Source organism: Tsukamurella ocularis, assembly GCF_024807615.1.
In the GTDB taxonomy this organism is placed as follows: Bacteria; Actinomycetota; Actinomycetes; order Mycobacteriales; family Mycobacteriaceae; genus Tsukamurella; species Tsukamurella ocularis.
The window spans coordinates 866,039-887,740 of record NZ_JANUCJ010000002.1 but is presented as its reverse complement, the minus strand read 5'-3'; the positions used below and the strand labels follow the sequence as shown (position 1 = coordinate 887,740).

20 protein-coding genes are annotated in these 21,702 nt (G+C 70.1%); 14 read left to right on the top strand and 6 right to left on the bottom strand.

From position 1 onward, the window contains the following. Positions 1-29: 29 nt before the first annotated feature. On the bottom strand, positions 30-731 hold the full coding sequence (locus tag HNP44_RS10330) for an SDR family oxidoreductase (RefSeq protein WP_259139750.1): 702 nt from the start codon (positions 729-731) through the stop codon (positions 30-32). Between the two features lie 88 nt (positions 732-819). Between HNP44_RS10330 and HNP44_RS10325 the strand changes: the two genes are divergently transcribed. After that, positions 820-1,347, top strand: a complete 528-nt coding sequence (locus HNP44_RS10325; RefSeq protein ID WP_259139751.1) for a winged helix-turn-helix transcriptional regulator — start codon at positions 820-822, stop codon at positions 1,345-1,347. Here HNP44_RS10325 and HNP44_RS10320 read toward each other — a convergent pair. The 3 genes from HNP44_RS10320 to HNP44_RS10310 all read right to left on the bottom strand — a co-directional run bounded on the left by HNP44_RS10320 (position 1,307) and on the right by HNP44_RS10310 (position 3,142). Further along, positions 1,307-2,059: a YoaK family protein gene (locus HNP44_RS10320; RefSeq protein ID WP_259139752.1), complete on the bottom strand. Its 753-nt coding sequence runs from the start codon at positions 2,057-2,059 to the stop codon at positions 1,307-1,309. The genes HNP44_RS10325 and HNP44_RS10320 overlap by 41 nt on opposite strands. A 101-nt stretch (positions 2,060-2,160) precedes the next feature. Then, the gene (speG, locus tag HNP44_RS10315) at positions 2,161-2,682 is read right to left on the bottom strand and encodes a spermidine N1-acetyltransferase (RefSeq protein ID WP_374758763.1); all 522 of its coding nucleotides are present in this window, start codon (positions 2,680-2,682) and stop codon (positions 2,161-2,163) included. A 76-nt stretch (positions 2,683-2,758) separates the two neighbouring features. Further along, entirely contained in the window at positions 2,759-3,142 is a 384-nt protein-coding gene (locus HNP44_RS10310) for a DUF1304 domain-containing protein (protein WP_259139754.1), read from the bottom strand. A gap of 182 nt (positions 3,143-3,324) precedes the next feature. Here HNP44_RS10310 and tig point away from each other — a divergent pair, with 182 nt between their 5' ends. The 4 genes from tig (at position 3,325) to clpX (ending at position 7,608) form a co-directional block, all read left to right on the top strand. Then, complete coding sequence (tig, locus tag HNP44_RS10305) at positions 3,325-4,737, top strand: trigger factor (protein ID WP_259256878.1); 1,413 nt, start codon at positions 3,325-3,327, stop codon at positions 4,735-4,737. A 134-nt stretch (positions 4,738-4,871) separates the two neighbouring features. Continuing rightward, positions 4,872-5,465: an ATP-dependent Clp protease proteolytic subunit gene (locus tag HNP44_RS10300; protein WP_224645540.1), complete on the top strand. Its 594-nt coding sequence runs from the start codon at positions 4,872-4,874 to the stop codon at positions 5,463-5,465. A 15-nt stretch (positions 5,466-5,480) separates the two neighbouring features. Beyond that, entirely contained in the window at positions 5,481-6,146 is a 666-nt protein-coding gene (locus HNP44_RS10295; protein ID WP_304941264.1) for an ATP-dependent Clp protease proteolytic subunit, read from the top strand. 184 nt (positions 6,147-6,330) lie between these two features. Beyond that, complete coding sequence (clpX, locus tag HNP44_RS10290) at positions 6,331-7,608, top strand: ATP-dependent Clp protease ATP-binding subunit ClpX (protein WP_224645541.1); 1,278 nt, start codon at positions 6,331-6,333, stop codon at positions 7,606-7,608. Between the two features lie 75 nt (positions 7,609-7,683). On the opposite strand, the gene HNP44_RS10285 is transcribed toward clpX, so the two are convergent. Continuing rightward, complete coding sequence (locus tag HNP44_RS10285) at positions 7,684-9,303, bottom strand: ABC-F family ATP-binding cassette domain-containing protein (RefSeq protein ID WP_259139756.1); 1,620 nt, start codon at positions 9,301-9,303, stop codon at positions 7,684-7,686. A gap of 111 nt (positions 9,304-9,414) precedes the next feature. On the opposite strand from HNP44_RS10285, the gene HNP44_RS10280 reads away from it, so the two are divergent. The 9 genes from HNP44_RS10280 (at position 9,415) to proB (ending at position 21,200) form a co-directional block, all read left to right on the top strand. Continuing rightward, a complete protein-coding gene (locus HNP44_RS10280) occupies positions 9,415-12,102 on the top strand; it encodes a valine--tRNA ligase (protein ID WP_259139757.1) in 2,688 nt (895 codons plus the stop codon). Continuing rightward, positions 12,099-13,517, top strand: a complete 1,419-nt coding sequence (gene folC / locus HNP44_RS10275) for a bifunctional tetrahydrofolate synthase/dihydrofolate synthase (RefSeq protein ID WP_259139759.1) — start codon at positions 12,099-12,101, stop codon at positions 13,515-13,517. Before HNP44_RS10280 ends, folC begins: the two co-directional genes overlap by 4 nt. Next, positions 13,514-13,915, top strand: coding sequence for a DUF4233 domain-containing protein (locus HNP44_RS10270; protein WP_259139761.1), 402 nt, complete (start codon positions 13,514-13,516; stop codon positions 13,913-13,915). The genes folC and HNP44_RS10270 overlap by 4 nt, the downstream gene beginning before the upstream one ends. A 20-nt stretch (positions 13,916-13,935) precedes the next feature. Continuing rightward, positions 13,936-14,349, top strand: coding sequence for a nucleoside-diphosphate kinase (gene ndk / locus HNP44_RS10265; RefSeq protein ID WP_068524796.1), 414 nt, complete (start codon positions 13,936-13,938; stop codon positions 14,347-14,349). A gap of 320 nt (positions 14,350-14,669) precedes the next feature. Continuing rightward, entirely contained in the window at positions 14,670-17,714 is a 3,045-nt protein-coding gene (locus HNP44_RS10260) for a ribonuclease E/G (RefSeq protein WP_259139766.1), read from the top strand. A 147-nt stretch (positions 17,715-17,861) separates the two neighbouring features. After that, positions 17,862-18,173, top strand: a complete 312-nt coding sequence (rplU, locus tag HNP44_RS10255; protein ID WP_224651863.1) for a 50S ribosomal protein L21 — start codon at positions 17,862-17,864, stop codon at positions 18,171-18,173. Between the two features lie 45 nt (positions 18,174-18,218). Continuing rightward, the gene (rpmA, locus tag HNP44_RS10250) at positions 18,219-18,482 is read left to right on the top strand and encodes a 50S ribosomal protein L27 (protein ID WP_224651862.1); all 264 of its coding nucleotides are present in this window, start codon (positions 18,219-18,221) and stop codon (positions 18,480-18,482) included. A 124-nt stretch (positions 18,483-18,606) separates the two neighbouring features. Further along, positions 18,607-20,067 (top strand): GTPase ObgE, encoded by a 1,461-nt coding sequence (obgE, locus tag HNP44_RS10245; protein ID WP_259139769.1) that lies wholly within the window; start codon positions 18,607-18,609, stop codon positions 20,065-20,067. Continuing rightward, a complete protein-coding gene (gene proB, locus HNP44_RS10240) occupies positions 20,064-21,200 on the top strand; it encodes a glutamate 5-kinase (RefSeq protein WP_259139770.1) in 1,137 nt (378 codons plus the stop codon). The genes obgE and proB overlap by 4 nt, the downstream gene beginning before the upstream one ends. Positions 21,201-21,219: 19 nt before the next feature. On the opposite strand, the gene HNP44_RS10235 is transcribed toward proB, so the two are convergent. Next, entirely contained in the window at positions 21,220-21,666 is a 447-nt protein-coding gene (locus HNP44_RS10235; RefSeq protein ID WP_259139771.1) for an SRPBCC family protein, read from the bottom strand. Between the last annotated feature and the right edge of the window lie 36 nt (positions 21,667-21,702).

Below are 21,702 nucleotides of genomic sequence, written 5' to 3'. Positions count from 1 at the left end.
GTTCCTCGGTTTCGATGCGGCGTGGGGGGTTAAGCGGGCGTGGGGAAGGCGAGGGCCTCGACGGGGCCCGACAATGCCGCCTTCGTCGCGGCGGTGATCTCGTCGGCCAGGACTTCGACGTCGCCGGCCTCGACACCGTGGAGGATCGTCGCGGCGATCGCGGCGGGCGTCGCCTTGGGCAGCGGAATCGCGGAGACCATGTCGGTGTCGATGAAGCCCGCGTGCACGCCGACGACCTGTGTGTTCTGGGCGGCAAGCTCGGCCCGCAGGGAGTTGGTGATCGACCACGCCGCTGCTTTGGAGGCGCCGTACCCGCCCGACCCCGCGAGCCACGACAGCACCGAATGCATGTCGACGAGGGCGCCACCGCCCTGCGCCGCGAGAACGGGCGCGAACGCGCGTGCCACGCGCAGCAGCCCGAAGGCGTTCACATCGAACATCGCCTCGATGTCGCGCGGATCTCCTGTGACGAGCGGGGTGGGCGTCATGATCCCCGCGTTGTTGAAGACGATCCCGGCGTCCGACGCGAGTCGCGCGAGCGCTTCTGCGGATTCGGTCGAACGGACCTCGAGCTCGACCGGAACGACCTCCGGGCGGGGATCGGTGAACGATGCGCGGCCGGTGGCGTAGACCTTCCGCGCCCCGCGGGCCAGCGCCTCGTCGACCAGTGCGGCCCCGAGGCCCCGGCGGCCTCCGGTGACCACGATGACGGCGTCCTTGATGGCGACCATGACAACTCCTTCTGGGTAATGACTACGTTAGTCAGCTTGATTCAAGCATCGGCACCTGACTAACGCAAGCGTTAGTTATGATCGAGGAATGGATTTCGAGAAGCGGCTGCGAGACCGGGGTAGGTGGACGATCGGCGACGGCTGCTCGGCCGCGCGCACGCTGGACCTACTCAGCACGAAGACGGTCTTCCTCGTCGTCCGCGAACTGCTCTACGGCACGACGCGGTTCGACGATCTCGTGACCCGGACGGAGACCTCCGCGCCGGCGGTCTCGCGAGCGCTCAAGCAGCTCGCCGCGGCGGACCTCATTGCGGCGACCGAGTACCGCGAGCCGGGGGCGCGTGCCCGCGCCGAGTACCGGCTCAGCTCTGCGGGCCAGGATCTGTTGCCGGTCTTCCTCGCGCTGATCCAATTCGGCGACGCCCACCTGCAGCCCGACGGTGCGCCCCTCGTCTTCGTGGATGCGGAGTCCGGAGAGCGAGTGCGCACCAGGCCCGCCGCGGGCGGGGTGGAAGTGCCCGCGGACGGTATCGAGATCCGGCTGAACCCGGACCGGTGGGACGCGCCGGGGCTCGTCAGCCGAGCAGCTTCCGCCGATCCGAGTGCAGGAACGTGACCAGTGTGATGGCGCCGCACAGCAGGCCCGCCACGAGGATCACCTGCGGGCCAGTGACGAAGGATCCGATGACGCCGCCCACCGCTGCTCCGAGGACGAATCCCACGTAGACGAGGGCGTAGCCGAGCCAGTCGAAGACGGTGCCGTTGCCGGTCGCGTGTCGCTCTATGCCCTGGCCGAGCTTGACCAGCGTGCCCGTCACGTACGACAGAGGCACCGAGACCTCGCCGTTCTTCGTGAACGAGGTGTTCAGCGCGCCCAGCGAGAAGGTGATGATGAGGATGGGAAGGAAGCGCACCTCAGGCTCGGCGAAGCCGTCCAGGGCGAAGTCGGTCGCCGACGCGATGAGGAGGCCTGCTGTGGTGAGCACGGTGGGGCCGTGCGGGTGGTTGTGCCAGAAGTAGCGGCGGCAGATCGACGCGACGACGACGCCGGTCACGAAGGCGACGATGAGGGCGGTCGCGGCGAGCGCGCCCGCGCCGGGGATCTGCTGCGCGTCGGACGCCTTGAACCACGTGAGCACCGCGCGTTCGGTGTTACCCGTCATGAAGGTGACGAAGTATCCCGCCGAGTGCAGGAAGGCGACCGCGCCGACCATGCCGGCCATGCCGGCGAGGAGCCAGGACAGGCGGGCGTGGGGGCCGATCGCAGCGTCCCGGGAAACGACCGGGCGGGGCGGCTTCGTGGGCTGGTGCTCCGTCGTGGTGGTCATTCCCCATGGTTACCGACGGGAAGCACCTTCCGCCGCGCGATCGCACCGATTCACATTCGCGGCCCGATGGGAGGCGGATCACAGTGCGTGCCAGGCGGCGGTCAGGCGGGCGGCGGGTCCGTCGACAGGAAGTCGCGTTGGAACAGACCCATGAGCCGCGCGTTCCGGTACTCGCCGTTCGAGAAGTACTGCTCGCGGAGCAGGCCCTCTTCGGCGAAGCCCAACTTCTCGTAGACGTGGGCGGCCTTCTCGTTGGCGACGTCCACGTAGAGGTAGACCTTGTGCAGGTTCAGAATCCGGAACGCGTAGTCGAGCGCCTTCCGGGTGGCCGGCGCCGCGTATCCCTTGCCCTGCGCGGACGGGGCCACGATGATCTGGAACTCGCAGTTGCGGTGGATGACATTGATCTCGACGAGTTCCACCAGGCCCACCGGCAGTCCGTCGTACTCGATGATGAAGCGCCGCTCGCGCTCGTCGTGGATGTGCCGCTCGTAGATGTCCTCGAGCTCGGCCAGCGCGTCGAAGGGCTCCTCGAACCAGTACGACATCACCGCCCGGTCGTTGAACAGGCCGTGCACGAACCGCAGGTCCGTACGCTCCATGGCGCGCAGCTTCAGTTCCACCACCTCAGCGTAGAACGATCGCGCCCGTGCGGTGCCGAACCGCCGGCTGGGGCCCGAACGGACACCGTCGAAATGACTAGGCGGCGAGGCCGATGCCCAGGAAGAGGACGGCGAGGAGCGGCGCCGTGCCCTGGATCGCGGCGGCGCGGAGCTTCGTCCGGTCCGAGAGGGCGAGGACGAGCGCCGCCGCGAGCATCGACCCGACGCCCACGATCACCAGCGTCGCGCCGACCGCGCGCTGCGGTCCGAACAGCGCCAGCCCCAGGAACACCGCGACCGCGAGGAACAGGTTGTAGAAGCCCTGATTGAACGCGAGCGGGCGGGTGATCTCCGCCGTCTCCGGCGTGGTGCCGAAGGTCGCGCGCGAGCGTGGCGAGGTCCACGCAATCGACTCCAGGTAGAAGATGAAGCAGTGCACGAGAGCCGCGAGGGCGGCGGCGACGAGTCCGATGACGATCATGTTGCTCATCATGGCCGATCGTCGGGCCGTCCGGGCCTTCGGCACCCCCGCCCGGGCTGTCACGGGCCGGGCGCCGTCGCGTACGCTGACCCGAGTGCCGTGGGCCCGACGGGGTCCCGTGCTGCCCGCAGGAAACCGCACATCAGGCGGTCATCCTGCTGATACCAACCCGAGGAGAACGAGTGAAGAGCACCGTCGAGCAGCTGAGCCCGACTCGCGTCCGCCTGAGCGTCGAGGTTCCCTTCGACGAGCTCGCGCCCGATTTCGAGCGCGCCTACGCGACGCTCGCCGACCAGGTCAACATCCCCGGCTTCCGCAAGGGCAAGGCCCCCGCGAAGCTGATCGAGGCGCGCGTCGGCCGCGACGCCGTGCTCTCGCAGGTGATCAACGACGCGCTGCCCGGCAAGTACAGCCAGGCCGTTCTTGACTCCGAGATCAAGGCCCTCGGCCAGCCTGAGATCGACATCGACAAGCTCGAGTACGGCGAGGCGTTCTCGTTCACCGCCGAGGTCGACGTGCGCCCCGAGATCACGCTGCCCGAGTACTCGTCCATCGAGGTCGAGGTCCCGTCGCTCGAGGTCACCGACGCCGACATCGACGAGCAGATCGAGGGCCTGCGCGCCCGCTTCGGCACCCTCAAGGGCGTCGACCGCGCCGTCGAGACCGGTGACTTCATCACCATCGACCTGTCGGCGACCGTCGACGGCAAGGACGTCGAGGACGCCAAGACCACCGGCCTTTCGCACGAGGTCGGTTCCGGCAACCTCATCGACGGTCTCGACGAGGCCGTCGTCGGCCTGAAGTCGGGCGAGTCCAAGGAGTTCACGACCACGCTCGTCGCCGGCGAATTCGCGGGCCAGGAGGCGGACGTGACCGTCGTCGTCGACTCCGTCAAGGAGCGCGAGCTGCCCGAGCTGGACGACGAGTTCGCCCAGCTGGCGAGCGAGTTCGACACCGTCGACGAGCTGCGCGCCGACCTGCGCCAGCGCGTCGAGCAGAACAAGAAGCTGGGCCAGGCCGCGGACATCCGTGACGCCGTGCTCGACAAGCTGCTCGAGGCCGTCGAGGTGCCGCTGCCCGAGGCCGTCGTCAAGGAGCAGGCCGACGCGAACGTGCACGACGTGCTGCACCAGGTGGGCCACAACGAGGAGCTCCTCGAGACCGCGCTCAAGACGCAGGGCACCACCCGCGAGGAGTTCGAGACCCAGGCCCGTGAGTCCGCCGAGAAGCAGGTCAAGGTGCAGCTGCTCCTCGACGCGATCGCCGACGCGCAGGACGTGCAGGTCGACCAGCAGGAGCTGCAGGAGCACATCCTGTTCCAGTCGCAGCGCTACGGCATGCAGCCTGCAGAGTTCATCCAGCAGATCCAGCAGGCCGGCCAGCTGCCCGCCCTCTTCCAGGAGGTCCGTCGCGGCAAGGGGCTCGCGGACGTGGTCCTCGAGGTCGCGGTCAAGGACGCCGACGGCAACGTCGTCGACACCAAGGAGCTGTTCGACCGTGAGGACGCCGGTGAGGCACTCGCGGAGGAGGCCGCCTCCGAGGAGGATGTGGTCGCCGAGGCCGAGGAGATCACCGCCGAGGCCGACGAGAAGTAGAACCCCGCGGAGCGCCCCGCAGCCGATCCGGCTGCGGGGCGTTTCTGCCCTCAGCGGAGCCGAGCGTGCCGGGGACGGTTCGGTCGGTTCTGTTCGTTACTGTCGATGTCAGAAAGAAAGGCAGGGAGCAGCGGATGAACTCCAACCCCACCATGCGGGCCGGAATTGCCGGCCTGAACCTCAATGATTCGGTGTACAGCCGCCTCCTGGAGTCGCGGATCATCTTCCTCGGCAGCGAGGTGAACGACGACATCGCGAACCAGCTCTGCGCACAGATGCTGCTGCTGTCCGCGGAGGATCCGACCAAGGACATCAACCTCTACATCAACTCGCCCGGCGGCAGCATCTCCGCCGGCATGGCGATCTTCGACACCATGGAGTTCGTGGAGTGCGACGTCGCGACTTACGCGATGGGCATGGCCGCCTCGATGGGTGAGTTCCTGCTCGCCGCGGGTGCCAAGGGCAAGCGCTACGCGCTGCCGCACGCGCGGATCATGATGCACCAACCGTCCGCCGGTATCGGCGGCACCGCGTCTGACATCGCCATCCAGGCGGAGCTGTTCCGCAAGACCAAGGTGGAGATGAACCGGCTCAACGCCCAGTTCACCGGCCAGCCGATCGAGCGGATCGAGTCCGACGCCGACCGCGACAAGTGGTTCACGGCCGAGGAGGCTCGGGATTACGGCTTCGTCGACCACGTCGTCAGCCGCGCGAGCTCCGTCAAGTAGCGAGAGGACACTTCCATGACTGAGGGTTACCCCACCACGATGTCGGCTCAGGGCCTGCACGTCCCCGCCACCGGCCGCTACGACGTCCCGTCGTTCATCGAGCGCGCGGCGAACGGCAACGAGCGGGTCACGAACCCGTACTCGAAGCTGTTCGACGAGCGCATCATCTTCCTCAAGAATCAGATCGATGAGGTCTCGGCGAACGACGTGATGGCCCAGATCCTGGTGCTCGAGTCGCAGGACCCGGACCGCGACATCACGATCTACATCAACTCGCCCGGCGGCAGCCTCTACGACGCCCTCGGCATCTACGACACGATGCAGTACGTTCACTGCGACGTGGCGACGGTGGTGCTGGGCACCGCGGCCTCGGCCGCGGCGATCCTGCTCGCCGGCGGCACCCCGGGCAAGCGCGCCGCGCTGCCCAACTCGACGGTGCTCATCCACCAGCCCCGCACGGGCGGCTCGATGCGCGGCCAGGTTTCCGACCTCGAGATCCAGGCCGCCGAGATGGAGCGCGCGCGCAACCGCCTCGACGAGATCCTGGCGGGCCACACGGGCCAGACCGTCGAGACGATCCGTAAGGACACGGACCGCGACAACATCCTCACGGCCGACCAGGCCAAGGAGTACGGCATCGTCGACACGGTGTTCCCGTACCGCAAGGCGTCCGCGAAGTAGTACCAGCAGGACATCGGGGGTCGCGACACGCCGCGTGAGCGGGTTCCGCGGCCCCCGGTGCCACCTCTAGCAAGCTATTCATATCGGTCGCCGGGACGGAAGTTCGCGGGTACCGTCGACATCAGACCCCACCTGTTGAGCAACGCGGCAGGCGAGTCATCGGCAAGGGAAGTAGGCACAGGGCATGGCACGGATCGGGGACGGCGCAGACCTGTTGAAATGCTCTTTCTGCGGAAAGAGCCAGAAGCAGGTCAAGAAGCTGATCGCGGGCCCCGGCGTGTACATCTGCGACGAGTGCATCGACCTCTGCAACGAGATCATCGAAGAGGAACTGGCCGAGACCAGTGACGTGAAGCTGGACGAGTTGCCCAAGCCCGTCGAGATCCGTGACTTCCTCGACAACTACGTCATCGGCCAGGACTCCGCCAAGCGGAACCTCGCCGTTGCCGTCTACAACCACTACAAGCGCATCCAGGCCGGCGAGCGCAAGGATGCGCGCGGCGAGGCCGTGGAGCTGGCGAAGTCCAACATCCTGATGCTCGGCCCGACGGGCTGCGGCAAGACCTACCTCGCGCAGACCTTGGCGAAGATGCTCAACGTGCCCTTCGCCATCGCCGACGCGACGGCACTCACCGAGGCCGGCTACGTGGGTGAGGACGTCGAGAACATCCTCCTCAAGCTGATCCAGGCCGCCGACTACGACGTCAAGCGCGCCGAGACCGGCATCATCTACATCGACGAGGTCGACAAGATCGCCCGCAAGAGCGAGAACCCGTCGATCACCCGGGACGTCTCCGGCGAGGGCGTGCAGCAGGCACTGCTGAAGATCCTCGAGGGCACGCAGGCCAGCGTCCCGCCGCAGGGCGGCCGCAAGCACCCGCACCAGGAGTTCATCCAGATCGACACGACGAACGTCCTGTTCATCGTGGCCGGCGCCTTCGCAGGACTGGAGAAGGTCGTGGGCGACCGGATCGGTAAGCGCGGCCTCGGCTTCGGCAACGAGGTGCGCACCAAGGCGGAGGTCGATACGGTCGACCACTTCGCCGACGTACTGCCGGAGGACCTCATCAAGTTCGGCTTGATTCCTGAGTTCATCGGTCGCTTGCCCGTCATCGCCTCGGTCTCGAACCTCGACAAGGAGTCGCTGGTCTCGATCCTGTCGGAGCCGAAGAACGCCCTCGTCAAGCAGTACCAGCGCCTCTTCGAGATGGACGGCGTGGAGCTCGAGTTCGACGAGGACGCGCTCGGCGCCATCGCCGACCAGGCCATCCACCGCGGCACCGGTGCCCGCGGCCTGCGCGCCATCATGGAAGAGGTCCTCAACCCCGTCATGTTCGACATCCCGTCGCGCGACGACGTGGCGAAGGTCGTCGTCACGGGGGAGACGGTGCGCGACAACGTGCTGCCGACCATCGTGCCCCGCAAGCGCTCCCGCGACGAGCGTCGCGAGAAGAGCGCGTAACCCACGCATCGACTGCGCCCCCGGCCGAATCGGCCGGGGGCGCAGTCGTTTCCGATCGCCGATGGCAGTGAACGATCACCGGGCGCGTTGCACCCGAGCCTCGTGCCAGACGGGCTCCGGGGCCTCGCGCACGGCACCGTCGGACCCGAACACCAGGAACCGGTCGAAGGACCGCGCGAACCACCGGTCGTGCGTCACCGCCAGCACCGTGCCGTCGTACGCTTCCAGCGCGTCCTGCAGCGCCTCGGCGCTCTCCAGGTCCAGGTTGTCCGTCGGCTCGTCGAGCAGCAGCGCCGTGCTCCCGGCGAACTCCAGGAGCAGCACCTGGAAGCGCGCCTGCTGGCCGCCCGAGAGGCTCTCGAAGCGCTGGTCGGCCCGCCCGTGCAGCTCGTAGCGCCGCAGCGCCGGCATCGACCGGCCGAGGTCCGCCGCGTGCTCGTGCCGGAGGATCTCGACGAGCGTGCGGCCCTGCAGTTCGGGATGCGCGTGGGTTTGGGCGAAGTGCCCCGGCGCCACGCGGGCGCCGAGCGTCGCGGTGCCCGTGTGCGCAACCTCCTCACCCGCGAGCAGCCGCAGGAAGTGCGACTTCCCGGAGCCGTTCGAGCCCAGTACGGCGACCCGCTCGCCGTAGAAGACCTCGAGGTCGAAGGGCTGCATCAGGCCAGTGAGCTCCAGGTCCTTCGCCGTGACGGCCCGCACGCCGGTGCGCCCGCCGCGCAGCCGCATCGTGATCTCCTGCCGCCGGGGCGGCTCGGGTGGGGGACCGGCCTCCTCGAACCGGCGCAGTCGGGTCTGCGCAGCCTGGTACCGCGAGGCCATCCCGTCATTGAACTTCGCCTGCTCGCGCAGGGTCAGCACCAGCTTCTTGAGCTGCTGGTGCCGCTCGTCCCAGCGGCGGCGGAGCTCGTCGAACCGCGCGAAACGCTCGTCGCGCGCCCTGTGGAAGGTGGCGAAGCCGCCGCCGTGCACCCAGGTGTCCGAGCCGCCGGGCGCGGGCTCCACGGCGACGATCCGCGTGGCCGCGCGGGAGAGCAGCTCCCGGTCGTGGCTCACGAACTGCACCGTCTTCGGCGTCTGCCGCAACTGCTCCTCGAGCCACTCCTTACCGGGCACGTCGAGGTAGTTGTCCGGCTCGTCGAGGAGCAGGACCTCGGCGTCGCCGCGCAGCAGCGCCTCCAGCGCCAGCCGCTTCTGCTCACCGCCGGACAGCGAGGTCAGGCCGCGCCATTGCGCGCGGTCATAGGGGACGCCCAGTGCTGCGACGGTGCACGCGTCCCACAGCGTCTCCGCCGCATAACCGCCCGCGTCGCCCCATTCGGCGAGCGCCGTGGCGTAGCGGATCTGATGGGCGTCGCCGTCGTCGTCCATCAGCGCCAGCTCGACCGCATCCAGCACCTGCGCGGCGGACTGCAAGCGCGGCGCGGCCACGGACAGCAACAGGTCGCGCACGGTCCGGTCGTCGCGCACCGAGCCGATGAACTGGGGCATCACCCCGACGCCGCCGCTGGAGGTCACGGTGCCGCCGTGCGGCTCCAGCTCGCCCGCGAGCAACCGCAGCAGGGTCGTCTTGCCGGCGCCGTTGCGGCCGACGAGCGCGGCCACCGCGCCGTCGCCGATCCGGAACGAAACGTCGCCGAGGAGCGCCCGCCCGTCGGGTAGGAAGTACTCCACGTGTGTCGCCTCGAGATGTCCCATTCGTCCTATCCTCCGGGGAGGGCCGGTGCGCGCGCCACCTGTTTTCCGGAGCGCCGCGCACCGTCAAAAGCCCCGCGGAAGTCGCTCGCGTGCACTGACTAGAATCGTGGGGTGACTACTGAGCCGCAGAACGCCGCAGACCGACTTCCCGCCGCCTGGGAGCCCGGTGCGGTAGAGGCGGACATCTACCGCGGCTGGGTCGACGCGGGGTACTTCACGGCCGACAACACCTCGCCGAAGCCCGCGTTCTCCGTGGTCCTGCCGCCCCCGAACGTGACCGGCAGCCTGCACCTGGGCCACGCGCTCGACCAGACCATCACCGATGCGCTGTGCCGTCGCAAGCGGATGCAGGGCTACGAGGTGCTGTGGCTGCCGGGCACCGACCACGCCGGCATCGCCACCCAGTCGCTCGTGGAGAAGCAGCTCGCCGCCGAGGGCACCAGCCGCCGCGAGATCGGCCGCGAGAAGTTCCTCGAGCGCGCCTGGGCCTTCAAGGAGGCCAGCCACGGCAACATCACCGGCCAGATGCGCCGCATCGGCGTCGGCGTCGACTGGTCCCGCGAGCGGTTCACCATGGACGAGGGCCTCTCGCGCGCAGTGCAGACCATCTTCAAACAGCTCTTCGACGCGGGCCTGATCTACCGCGCCGAGCGCCTGGTCAACTGGTCGCCCGTGCTGCAGACCGGCATCTCCGACCTCGAGGTCGATCACAAGGAGGTCGACGGCGAGCTCGTCTCCTTCCGCTACGGCTCGCTGAGCGACGACGAGCCCCACATCGTCTGCGCCACGACGCGCCTGGAGACGATGCTCGGCGACACCGCGATCGCCGTCCACCCCGAGGACGAGCGCTACCGCGCCCTCGTCGGCACCACTCTCGAGCACCCCTTCCTCGACCGCCGCATCCCGATCGTCGCCGACGACTACGTCGACCCCGAGTTCGGTTCCGGCGCAGTGAAGATCACCCCCGCGCACGACCCGAACGACTTCGCGCTCGGCCAGCGGCACGACCTGCCGATGCCGACGATCATGGACGAGACCGCCCACATCGACGGCACCGGAACGCAATTCGACAGCCTGGACCGCTTCGCCGCCCGCAAGGCGATCCGCGAGGCGCTCGCCGCGCAGGGCCGCATCGTCAAGGAGGTGCGCCCGTACCGGCACAGCGTCGGTCACAGCGAGCGCTCCGGAGAGCCGATCGAGCCGCGCCTGTCGATGCAGTGGTGGGTCAAGGTGGACCGCCTGTCCAAGGCCGCGGGCGACGCGGTCCGCAGCGGCGACACCAGCATCGTCCCCGAGTCCCTCGCGCCCAGGTTCTTCGACTGGGTCGACGAGATGCACGACTGGAACATCTCGCGCCAGCTGTGGTGGGGCCATCGCATCCCCGTCTGGTATGGCCCCGCAGACGCCGACGGCAACCGCGACGTCGTCTGCTGCGGCCCGGACGACGCGCCGCCCGCCGGCTACGAGCAGGACCCTGACGTGCTCGACACCTGGTTCAGCTCGGGCCTGTTTCCGTTCTCGACCATGGGCTGGCCCGAGCAGACCGCTGACCTGGACAAGTTCTACCCCACGTCCACTCTGGTCACGGGCTACGACATCATCTTCTTCTGGGTCGCCCGGATGATGATGTTCGGCACCTTCCTCGGCGAGGAGCCGAATGCGCCCGGCAAGGTGCCCTTCCACGAGGTCCTCCTGCACGGCCTGGTGCGCGACGAGTTCGGCCGCAAAATGAGCAAGTCGAAGGGCAACGGCATCGATCCGCTCGACTGGGTCGAGGAGTACGGCGCCGACGCGCTGCGCTTCACTCTCGCCCGCGGCACGATCCCCGGCGCCGACCTCAACGTGGGCGCCGACGCGGCCGCGAGCAGCCGGAAGTTCGCCACCAAGCTGTTCAACGCCACCAAGCTGGCCCTGATGAACGACGCCCGCGTCGGCGAGCTGCCCGACCGCGCGGCCCTCACCGACGCCGACCGCTGGATCCTGGACCGTCTCGCCGCCGTCCAGGCCGAGGCCGACGCCGCCTTCGACGCCAACGAGCTGGGCAAGGCCTGCGAGGCGCTCTACCACTTCGCGTGGGACGAGCTGTGCGACTGGTACCTCGAGGTCTCCAAGCTGCAGCTGCAGGGCGAGGACGCGGCGGTCGCCGACAACACCCGCCTCGTGCTCGGCAAGGCCCTCGACGTTGTCCTGCGCATGCTGCATCCGACGATGCCCTTCGTCACCGAGGTGCTGTGGAAGGCCCTCACCGGCGGCACGTCGCTCGTGATCGCGGACTGGCCGTCGCGTGACTGGGCCCCGGCCGAGATCCCCGCCGACGGCGTGGAATCCGCCCGCCGCTTCGCCGACCTGCAGCGGCTGGTCACGGAGATCCGCAGGTTCCGCAGCGACCAGCTGCTCAAGCCCGGCCAGCGGGTCGCCGCGCGGCTGACCGGCCTCGACGAGGCCGGCCTGAGCTCCCTCGCGGCCGCCGCCGCGAACCTGTGCCGCCTCACCCCTCCGGAGGACGGCTTCGCCGCCACCGCGTCGCTGGAGGTCCGGCTCGGGGGCGGCACGGTCACCGTCGAGCTGGACACGTCCGGCACCGTCGACCTGGGGGCCGAGCGGGCGCGCCTCGAGAAAGACCTCAAGGCCGCGCAGAAGGAGCTCGACGGCACGTCGGCCAAGCTGGGCAACGAGGCCTTCCTCGCGAAGGCGCCCGATGCGGTCGTCGACAAGATCCGTGGCCGCCAGTCGGTCGCGCAAGAGGAGGTCGAGCGCCTCACCGCCCGGATCGCGCAGCTGGGCGGGGGCGCGGCGTGACGGTGCCCGCCTTCGCGGCCGACCCAGACGACCTCGCCGAACTCGCCCAGGTCGAGGCGGAACTGGATCAGCGCTGGCCCGAGACGAAGATCGAGCCCTCGCTCGCCCGGATCTCCGCGCTGATGCAGCTGCTCGGCTCGCCGCAGGACGCGTACCCGTCGATCCAGGTCGCCGGGACCAACGGCAAGTCCTCGACCACGCGGATGATCGACTCGCTGCTGCTGGCCTTCTCCCGCCGCACGGGCCGGATCACCAGCCCCCACCTGCAGCTCGCGACCGAGCGGATCGCGATCGACGGTGCGCCGCTCACCGCGAGGCAGTACGTGGAGACCTACCGGGAGCTCGAGCCCTTCATCGAGCTCGTCGACGCGCAGTCCGAAGCCGCCGACGGGCCGCGGATGAGCAAGTTCGAGGTGCTCACCGCTATGGCCTTCGCCGCTTTCGCCGAGGCCCCCGTCGACGTCGCCGTCGTCGAGGTCGGTCTCGGCGGCACCTGGGACGCCACCAACGTGGTGACAGCCGAGGTCGCCGTCATCACCCCGATCGGACTCGACCACGTCGAGATCCTCGGCCCCGACCTCACGTCGATCGCGGGGGAGAAGGCCGGCATCGTCAAGCGCGCGCCCGAGCGGCTCATCCCCAAGGACACCGTGGTGATCGTGGGCAAGCAGGAGCCCGAGGCCATGGACATGCTGCTGCGCAAGGCCGTCGAGGCCGACGCGGCAGTCGCGCGCGAGGGATCCGAGTTCGCCGTCGTCGAGCGTCGTGTCGCGGTCGGCGGGCAACAGCTCACCCTCCAGGGGCTCGGCGGCGTCTACGACGACGTCTTCCTGCCGCTGCACGGCGAGCACCAGGCCAACAACGCGGCGGTCGCCCTCGCCGCCGTCGAGGCCTTCTTCGGCGCCGGCGCCGACCAGCAACTCGACATCGACACGGTGCGTGAGGGCTTCGCGAAGTCGGCCTCGCCGGGGCGGCTCGAGCGGGTCCGCAACGCCCCGACGGTGCTCATCGACGCCGCGCACAACCCGCACGGCGCGCAGGCCCTCGCCCGGACCATCGAGACCGAGTTCGGCTTCCGCACGCTCATCGGCGTCGTCTCCGTCCTCGCCGACAAGGACGCGGTGGGCGTGCTGACGGCGCTCGAGCCCGTGCTCGACACCGTCGTCATCACTCACAACGGCTCGCCTCGTGCGCTCGAGGTCGAACGACTGGCGGCCATCGCCGAGGAGATCTTCGGCGAGGACCGCGTGGTCACCTCGCCCACCATGGTCGATGCGGTGGAGACCGCCGTCGCGCTCGCCGACCAGGAGTCCGACGATGAGGAAGGCCCCGCCTCGGGCGTCGGCGTCCTCATCACGGGATCCGTGGTCACCGCCGGCGCCGCGCGTTCGCTGTTCGGAAAGGAACCCCAGTGACCGAGCCCCAGCGATTCACTCCGCCGCCCAAGGATCCGTGGAAGAGCTTCCGCGGCATCCTCTCCGGAACCCTCATTCTCGAGATGATCGTGATCCTGCTGGCCCTGCCCGTGGTCGTCCGGCTCTCGCCAGGCCTTTCCTGGCTCAAGATCTCATACGTCCTGATCCTTGCGGCGCTGATGTTCGCCGGTTGCATGGTCGTCAAGAAGCCGTGGGCGGTCCCCGCCTTCCTCGCGCTGCAGGTCGCCGTCATCGCCGGGTTCGTCGTGCACTGGGGGATCGGCGCCGTGGGCGTGGTGTTCGGCATCGTCTGGGCGTACATCGCGTACATCGAGCGCGACGTGAAGCAACGCATGGAGCAGGGTCGCCTGCCGGGGCAGGAACCGATCGCCGAGTGAGGCCCGTTACGCTGTTGCCCGTGACTGAGCGGACTCTGATTCTCATCAAGCCCGACGGCGTGCGGCGCGGCCTCTCCGGGGAGATCCTGGCGCGTATCGAGCGGAAGGGCCTCACGATCGCGGCCCTCGAGCTCAAGCACGTCTCGACCGAGGTGGCCGAGGGCCACTACGCCGAGCACAAGGAGAAGCCATTCTTCGGCTCCCTGCTCGAGTTCATCACCTCCGGGCCCGTGGTGGCCGCAGTGCTGGAGGGCCCGCGGGCGATCGCCGCGTTCCGCCAGCTCGCCGGCGGCACAGATCCGGTGGAGAAGGCTGTGCCCGGCACCATCCGCGGCGACTTCGGCCTGGAGACCCAGGAGAACCTGGTGCACGGCTCCGACTCGCCCGAGTCCGCCGCGCGCGAGATCGCCCTCTGGTTCCCCGGTCTCGCCTGACCTGCGAGAACCTGTTCCACACCCCTGATCCCACGGGCCCGCCCGCGCGACACCGCGCGGCGCGGGCCCGATACTTTTCCGCACTGCCTGTGGCGTGTGGGATACTGACGTCGGACGCACGTCGGCGCGCGCAACCGCGCAGCACCGACCGGCCCGGCTGGCTCACAGAATGTCGAGCCAGCGTGCGCCACGCACGAGACACGTGCAGACCTTGACAAACGTGGGGCGGTAGGAGAATTCCTTCGCCCGCACCACATGACACGCCCCCGCGTGGCCGCGACCAGCAGTGATCGCGCCCGGGGGTCGGTAGGAGATATTGAGTGGCCGACAACACGTCGCCGGAAGAACAGAACAACGAAGCTCGGGAGGAGTTCCCGCAGAAGCTGCGCGTCCACGCGCTGGCGCGTCTGCTGGGCCTCACCAGCAAGGAGGTGCTCGCACACCTCGGTGAGCTGGGCTTCGTCGCGCGCAGTGCGCACTCGAGCATCGACCGCAGCGCCGCTGAGCGGGTGCGCGATCGTATCGCCGAGGGCGCGGGTGGCACGGAATCGGCGGAGGCCGACGCCTCCGTGACTCCGGACGTCGCGGAGTCCGCCCCGGAGCCGACCGCGGTGGGCAGCGTGCCCTCGCTGTTCTCGGCTGCCGCGGCCGCCGAGCCCGTGGTCGAGCAGTCGCCGGCGTCTTTCGACGCGAACGTGCCGCTGTTCCTGCAGCCCGAGCAGGTCGAGCAGGCGCCGCGGAAGGCGCGCGCCGCCAAGAAAGACGCCGTCCCGGCCCCCGAGGCGGAGAAGCCCGAGGCCGAGACGACCTCGACCGCGCCTGAGCGGTCTGAGGCGAGCGCGACCTCGGAGGCGGAGCAGCCTGAGGCCGTCGAAGCCGAGGCCGAGGCGACCGACGCAGCACCGTCGACCGAGCAGAACGACGACGAGGCCGCCGGCAACCGTCGTCGCCGCCGCGGACGCCGGGGCCGCGGCCGTGGCCGCGGGGAGAACGCCGACGAGCAGGACGGCCAGGAGTCCGAGGACGGCGAGCAGACCGAGGTGCCCGCCGGGAGCGGCGCCCCCAAGGCCGACGCAGACCAGGCCGAGACCGAGCAGGCCGACGGCGAGAAGACCGAGGACGCCTCGGACGATGCCGACGGGGACGACGTCGAGGACGTGACCGACGGCGGCTCGCGCCGTCGTCGCCGTCGTCGCCGGCGCCGCGGCACGGGGGAGGACGGCGCGGAGGCGACCCCGTCCGACGACCCGCCCAACACCGTGGTGCACGAGCGCGAGCCGCGGCAGCGGCAGCGGCGCGACGAGGTGCGCGGCATCAGCGGCTCGACCCGCCTCGAGGCCAAGCGCCAGCGCCGCCGCGACGGCCGCGACACCGTGCGCCGCCGCCCCCCGATCCTCACCGAGTCGGAGTTCCTCGCTCGCCGCGAGGCCGTCGACCGCGTGATGGTCGTGCGCGAGCGCACCGGCGTCGGCCCGTCGGAGGGCCAGGACGGCCACACCGTGCCGCACCCGCAGGACTACACCCAGGTCGCCGTCCTCGAGGACGGCGTGCTGGTGGAGCACTTCGTCACGTCGTCGAGCTCGGCGTCGATGGTCGGCAACATCTACCTGGGCCGCGTGCAGAACGTGCTGCCCTCGATGGAGGCGGCGTTCGTCGATATCGGCCGCGGCCGCAACGGCGTCCTGTACGCCGGCGAGGTCAACTGGGACGCTGCCGGCCTGGACGGCAACGCCCGCAAGATCGAGCAGGCCCTCAAGCCCGGCGATCAGGTGCTGGTCCAGGTGTCGAAGGACCCGGTCGGGCACAAGGGCGCTCGCCTGACCACGCAGATCTCCCTCGCGGGCCGCTTCCTGGTCTACGTGCCCGGCGGCGGCTCCGCGGGCATCTCGCGCAAGCTGCCCGACACCGAGCGCAAGCGCCTCAAGGAGATTCTCAAGGAGATCGTCCCGGCCGATGCCGGCGTGATCATTCGCACCGCGTCCGAGGGCGTCAGTGCCGAGGAGCTCGCGGGCGACGTGGCGCGGCTGCAGGCCCAGTGGGTGGAGATCGACGAGGCCTCCTCGCAGAAGGGCGTCAAGGCGCTCTACGAGGAGCCGGACCTCTTGGTCAAGGTCGTGCGCGATCTGTTCAACGAGGACTTCAGCAAGCTCGTCATCGAGGGCGGCCGCGCCTGGGACACCGTGGAGAAGTACGTCTCCACCGTCGCGCCCGACCTGCTGCCCCGCGTGGAGAAGTTCGACAAGGCCCACGCCGATGCGCCGGACGTCTTCGCGACCTACCGCATCGACGAGCAGCTCGCCAAGGCGATGGACCGCAAGGTCTGGCTGCCGTCGGGCGGCACGCTGGTCATCGACCGCACCGAGGCCATGACGGTCGTCGACGTCAACACCGGCAAGTTCACCGGCGCGGGCGGCAACCTCGAGGAGACCGTCACCCGGAACAACCTCGAGGCGGCCGAGGAGATCGTGCGGCAGATGCGGCTGCGCGACATCGGCGGCATGATCGTCGTCGACTTCATCGACATGGTCCTCGAGTCCAACCGCGACCTCGTGCTGCGCCGCCTCACCGAGGCGCTCGGCCGCGACCGCACCCGCCACCAGGTCTCCGAGGTCACCTCGCTCGGCCTGGTGCAGATGACCCGCAAGCGGATCGGCACGGGCCTCGTCGAGGCCTTCTCCACGCCGTGCCAGGCCTGTTCGGGCCGCGGCATCATCGTCCACGATGCGCCCGTCGAGTCGTCGGGCGGCGGCGAGGACGGCGGCCGCTCGGGCGATCGGGCGGAGGGTTCCGGCCGTAAGAAGCGCAAGCGCACCAAGTCCGACGGTGCCGCACAGGCCCCGTCGACGCCGCCGGCACCGCCGGCGCCGGCGAGGGAGCCCGCCGTGCACAAGGGCGAGCACCCCATGTTCCGGGCGATGGCCGCGCACCACGGCGACGAGGCGCCCGCGGAGGGGGCCGACTTCGCCGAGGCGCCGGCCGAGACCGCGACCGTCGAGCGGGCGGCCGTGGAGCAGGTGGTCGAGGCCGTCGCGGACGCGCCTCTGGCTGCCGCGGCCACAGCACCGGTCGAGACCGTGACCGAGAAGCCGGCCGAGGCGGCGGCACCGTCGGCGCCCCGGCGTCGGCGGGTGGCGCGCAAGGCGCCCACCACCACGTCCGCGGCACCGCAGACGATCGTCGTCGACATCGCGGCCCCCGCGCCCGACGCTCCGGCGGTCGCGGCCACCGCGGCCGACGGTGCTGGTGCCTCGGTGGCGGAGCCCGCGCGCAAGCGGGCCCGTCGACGGGCCGCCGCCCGCCCTGCCGGCCCCGCGGCCGGTGGTGCCGGGAGTGACGGTGCTGACAAGGCGGACCAGCCGGTTTGACCCTGTTGCCGGCCTTCCCGTAACCTGGGAAGGTCGCTTTTCCGGCGGCGCGCTCGTGCGTGCGTGTTCCGGAGTACCCGCGTGATACGAGCCGCGCACCTGGCGCGCGCTGAACTACGAGATGTGTAAGAAGAGGTAAGTCCGAAGATGGCCACGTATGCGATCGTCAAGACCGGCGGCAAGCAGTACAAGGTCGCCGTCGGCGACCTGGTGAAGGTCGAGAAGATCGACGGTGAGGTCGGCAGCAGCGTTCAGCTGCCCGTCGCTCTGGTCGTCGACGGCGCGAACCTCACCACCGACGCCGCGGCGCTGGAGAAGATCTCCGTGACCGGCGAGGTCGTGGATCAGGTCAAGGGCCCGAAGATCCGGATCCACAAGTTCAAGAACAAGACCGGCTACCACAAGCGTCAGGGCCACCGGCAGAAGCTGACGGTCGTCAAGGTGACCGCGATCGCCTGACCGGCGAACCCAGACAACGAACACCCCTAGTACAGGAGTAGCCAGATGGCACACAAGAAGGGCGCGTCCAGCTCGCGCAACGGTCGTGATTCCAACGCCCAGCGACTGGGCGTCAAGCGGTTCGGTGGCCAGAAGGTCAGCGCCGGTGAGATCCTGGTCCGCCAGCGCGGCACCCACTTCCACCCCGGCGTCCTCGTCGGCCGTGGCGGCGACGACACCCTGTTCGCCCTCGCCGCGGGTGCGGTGGAGTTCGGCACGAAGCGTGGCCGCAAGACGGTCAACATCGTGCCGGTCGCTGTGGAGGCCTAGTCCCGCAGCGGCAGTACGAGTCTTTTCGAAGGCGGGTGTGGTCTCCATCAGGTGACCCGCCCGCCTTCGGCTTTTCCGCCCCGCGCCCACCGGCGCAGGGCACACAGGTAGAAAGAGGTTTCCCATGTCCAGGTTCGTCGACCGGGTGACGGTGCACGTCACGGCCGGTAACGGTGGCCACGGCTGCGCCTCGATCCACCGCGAGAAGTTCAAGCCGCTCGGCGGCCCCGACGGCGGCAACGGCGGCCGCGGCGGCTCCGTGGTCCTCGAGGTCGATCCGCAGGTGCACACCCTGCTCGACTTCCACTTCCGCCCGCACCTCAAGGCGACGAACGGCAAGCCCGGCGAGGGCGGTAACCGCGAGGGCAAGTCCGGTCAGGACATCGTGCTCAAGGTGCCGGACGGCACCGTCGTGCTCGACACGGACGGGAAGATGCTGGCCGACCTCGTAGGCGCCGGTACCCGCTTCGACGCCGCGCAGGGTGGCCGCGGCGGCCGCGGCAACGCCGCGCTCGTCTCCAAGGCTCGCAAGGCCCCCGGCTTCGCCCTCCTCGGCGAGGAGGGCCAGGCCCGCGACCTGGTGCTCGAGCTCAAGTCCGTTGCCGATGTCGGCCTCGTCGGCTTCCCGTCCGCGGGCAAGTCCTCGCTGGTCTCGGTGTTGTCGGCCGCGAAGCCGAAGATCGCCGACTATCCCTTCACCACCCTCGCCCCCAACCTCGGCGTCGTTTCGGCGGGGGAGACCACCTTCACCATCGCCGACGTGCCCGGACTCATCCCCGGCGCCTCGACGGGCCGCGGCCTCGGCCTGGACTTCCTGCGCCACCTCGAGCGCTGCGCGGTGCTCGCTCACGTCGTGGACTGCGCGACCCTGGAACCGGGCCGCGACCCGGTCAGCGACGTCGACGCGCTGGAGGCCGAGCTGGCCGCCTACCAGCCGGCGCTGGCCGCCGACACCGGCCTGGGCGAGCTGTCCGAGCGCCCGCGCATCGTGGTGCTCAACAAGGCCGACGTGCCCGACGCCGAGGAGCTCGCCGAGATGGTGCGCCCCGAGTTCGAGGCGCGGGGCTGGCCCGTCTTCGTGATCTCCGCGGTCGCCCACACCGGCCTGCGCGAGCTGACCTTCGCCCTCGCCGACCTCGTACAGAAGTACCGCGCCGAGCTCGGCACCCCTGTCGCGCGGCGCCCCGTGATCCGGCCCATCGCGATCGACGAGTCCGGCTTCGAGGTCATCTCCGATCCGGATCAGCCGGGCGGCTTCATCGTGCGCGGCCCGCGGCCGGAGCGATGGATCAAGCAGACCCCGTTCGACAACGACGAGGCCGTCGGCTTCCTCGCCGACCGGCTCAACCGGCTCGGGGTCGAGAAGGAGCTCATCAAGCTTGGTGCGGAGCCCGGCTGCCCCGTCACGATCGGCGACGTGTGCTTCAACTGGGAGCCCTCGCTGGGCACCATCGACGACGTGCCCGTCACCGGCCGCGGCACCGACATCCGTCTCGAGCAGAACGAGCGCGTGGGCGCGGCCGAGCGACGCCACCAGCACGACGTGCGCCGCGGCCTCGCGAGCGACGACGAGGACGACGAATGACGGCGGCGCCCGCGGCCGGTGATCTCCTCGCCGGCGACATGCGCGCCGCGGTCGCGGGCGCCCGCAAGCTGGTCGTGAAGATCGGCAGTTCCGCGCTGACCGACCTGGAGCACGGGCTGGCCTCCGACCGGCTGGACGCGCTCACCGACGCCATCGTCGCGCGGCTCGACCGGGGGACCGAGGTCATCGTGGTCTCGTCCGGGGCGATCGGCGCCGGCATGGCCCCGCTGGGCCTCAAGCGCCGCCCGACGGATCTGGCCACCAAGCAGGCCGTCGCCTCCGTGGGGCAGTTGCAGCTCGCGAACGCGTGGGGCGCCTCGTTCCGGCGGTACGAGCGCATCGTCTCCCTGGTACTGCTCACCGCGCACGACATCGGCCTGCGCGTGCACGCCGCGAACGCGCAGCGCACGCTGGACCGGCTGCGCACGCTGGGCGCCGTGCCGATCATCAACGAGAACGACGTGGTCGCCTCGAACGAGGTCCGCTTCGGCGACAACGACCGGCTCGCGGCCCTCGTCGCGCACCTGACCGGCGCCGACGCGCTGGTCCTGCTGTCGGACGTCGACGGGCTCTACGACGGTGACCCCCGCAAGGGGGAGGCGTCGCTGATCGCCGCCGTCGACGGCCCCGAGGACCTGGACGGCGTCGTCGCGGGCTCCGGCGGCGCGCTCGGCACGGGCGGCATGGCCTCGAAGCTCTCGGCGGCGCGCCTGGCGGCGGACGCCGGCGTCCCCGTGCTGCTCACCGCCGCCGCGCTCGCCGACCGTGCGCTCGACGGTGCCGATGTGGGGACCGTCTTCCGGCCCCGAGCCGTACGTCTGTCGGCGCGGCGGTTCTGGGTGCGGCACGCGGCCGACGTGCACGGCGATCTGACGCTGGACGACGGTGCCGTCGCCGCGGTGGTGGACCGGCGTCGCTCGCTGCTCCCCGCCGGCGTGACAGCGGTCAGTGGCACCTTTTCCGGCGGCGACGTGGTGAACCTGCGCGACCTGCAGGGGACCGTGCGGGCCCGCGGAGTGGCGGCCTACGACCACACCGAACTCGAGACGATGCTCGGCCGCGACACCACGGACCTCCCGGAGGGCCTGCGGCGGCCGGTCGTCCACGCGGACGACCTGGTGCCTGTGCGCTGACGCCCGCAGGCGTCGATCGTCAGACCTGAGCGCGCTCGAGGTCGCGGCGGAGCGCGGCCTCGGAGGCCTTCACGGCTTGCACGGCGAAGGGCTCGATGATCATGCCGAGTGCCTTCCCCGCGAGGCCGCCGGGCAACTCGTAGGTGAACTCGACCGCGAGCTCCGTGGCGGCGTCGCCGACGGCGCTGAACGTCCAGCGCGACGTGGTCTTGAAGCCAGCGATGGAGGTGAGCGTGATCAGGCGGCCCTCCTCGAACTCGGTGACCTCGACGACGGAGCCGATCTCCTTCGGACCGATCCTCACCGCAGAGTCGTAGGTCGCGCCGAGGCCGTAGTCCTTCTCACCCTGCGGCACGAACCTGCTGATGCCGAAGAACCACTGCGGTACGGTCCGGTAGTCCGCGACGTGCGCGAACGCGGTGCTCAGCGGTACCGACGCGGTCGCGGTGTGGTGGATGGTGGTCATGGAGGCCTCCGGTCTGGGCGAGCAACAGCGAACACG

Excerpts from the sequence above, each read along its gene's own strand:
- HNP44_RS10330 (WP_259139750.1), bottom strand. The coding sequence starts at position 731 with ATGGTCGCCATCAAGGACGCCGTCATCGTGGTCACCGGAGGCCGCCGG.
- HNP44_RS10325 (WP_259139751.1), top strand. The coding sequence starts at position 820 with ATGGATTTCGAGAAGCGGCTGCGAGACCGGGGTAGGTGGACGATCGGC.
- HNP44_RS10320 (WP_259139752.1), bottom strand. The coding sequence starts at position 2,059 with ATGACCACCACGACGGAGCACCAGCCCACGAAGCCGCCCCGCCCGGTC.
- HNP44_RS10310 (WP_259139754.1), bottom strand. The coding sequence starts at position 3,142 with ATGATCGTCATCGGACTCGTCGCCGCCGCCCTCGCGGCTCTCGTGCAC.
- HNP44_RS10300 (WP_224645540.1), top strand. The coding sequence starts at position 4,872 with ATGAACTCCAACCCCACCATGCGGGCCGGAATTGCCGGCCTGAACCTC.
- HNP44_RS10295 (WP_304941264.1), top strand. The coding sequence starts at position 5,481 with ATGACTGAGGGTTACCCCACCACGATGTCGGCTCAGGGCCTGCACGTC.
- clpX (WP_224645541.1), top strand. The coding sequence starts at position 6,331 with ATGGCACGGATCGGGGACGGCGCAGACCTGTTGAAATGCTCTTTCTGC.
- HNP44_RS10285 (WP_259139756.1), bottom strand. The coding sequence starts at position 9,303 with ATGGGACATCTCGAGGCGACACACGTGGAGTACTTCCTACCCGACGGG.
- rplU (WP_224651863.1), top strand. The coding sequence starts at position 17,862 with ATGGCCACGTATGCGATCGTCAAGACCGGCGGCAAGCAGTACAAGGTC.
- rpmA (WP_224651862.1), top strand. The coding sequence starts at position 18,219 with ATGGCACACAAGAAGGGCGCGTCCAGCTCGCGCAACGGTCGTGATTCC.
- obgE (WP_259139769.1), top strand. The coding sequence starts at position 18,607 with ATGTCCAGGTTCGTCGACCGGGTGACGGTGCACGTCACGGCCGGTAAC.
- proB (WP_259139770.1), top strand. The coding sequence starts at position 20,064 with ATGACGGCGGCGCCCGCGGCCGGTGATCTCCTCGCCGGCGACATGCGC.
- HNP44_RS10235 (WP_259139771.1), bottom strand. The coding sequence starts at position 21,666 with ATGACCACCATCCACCACACCGCGACCGCGTCGGTACCGCTGAGCACC.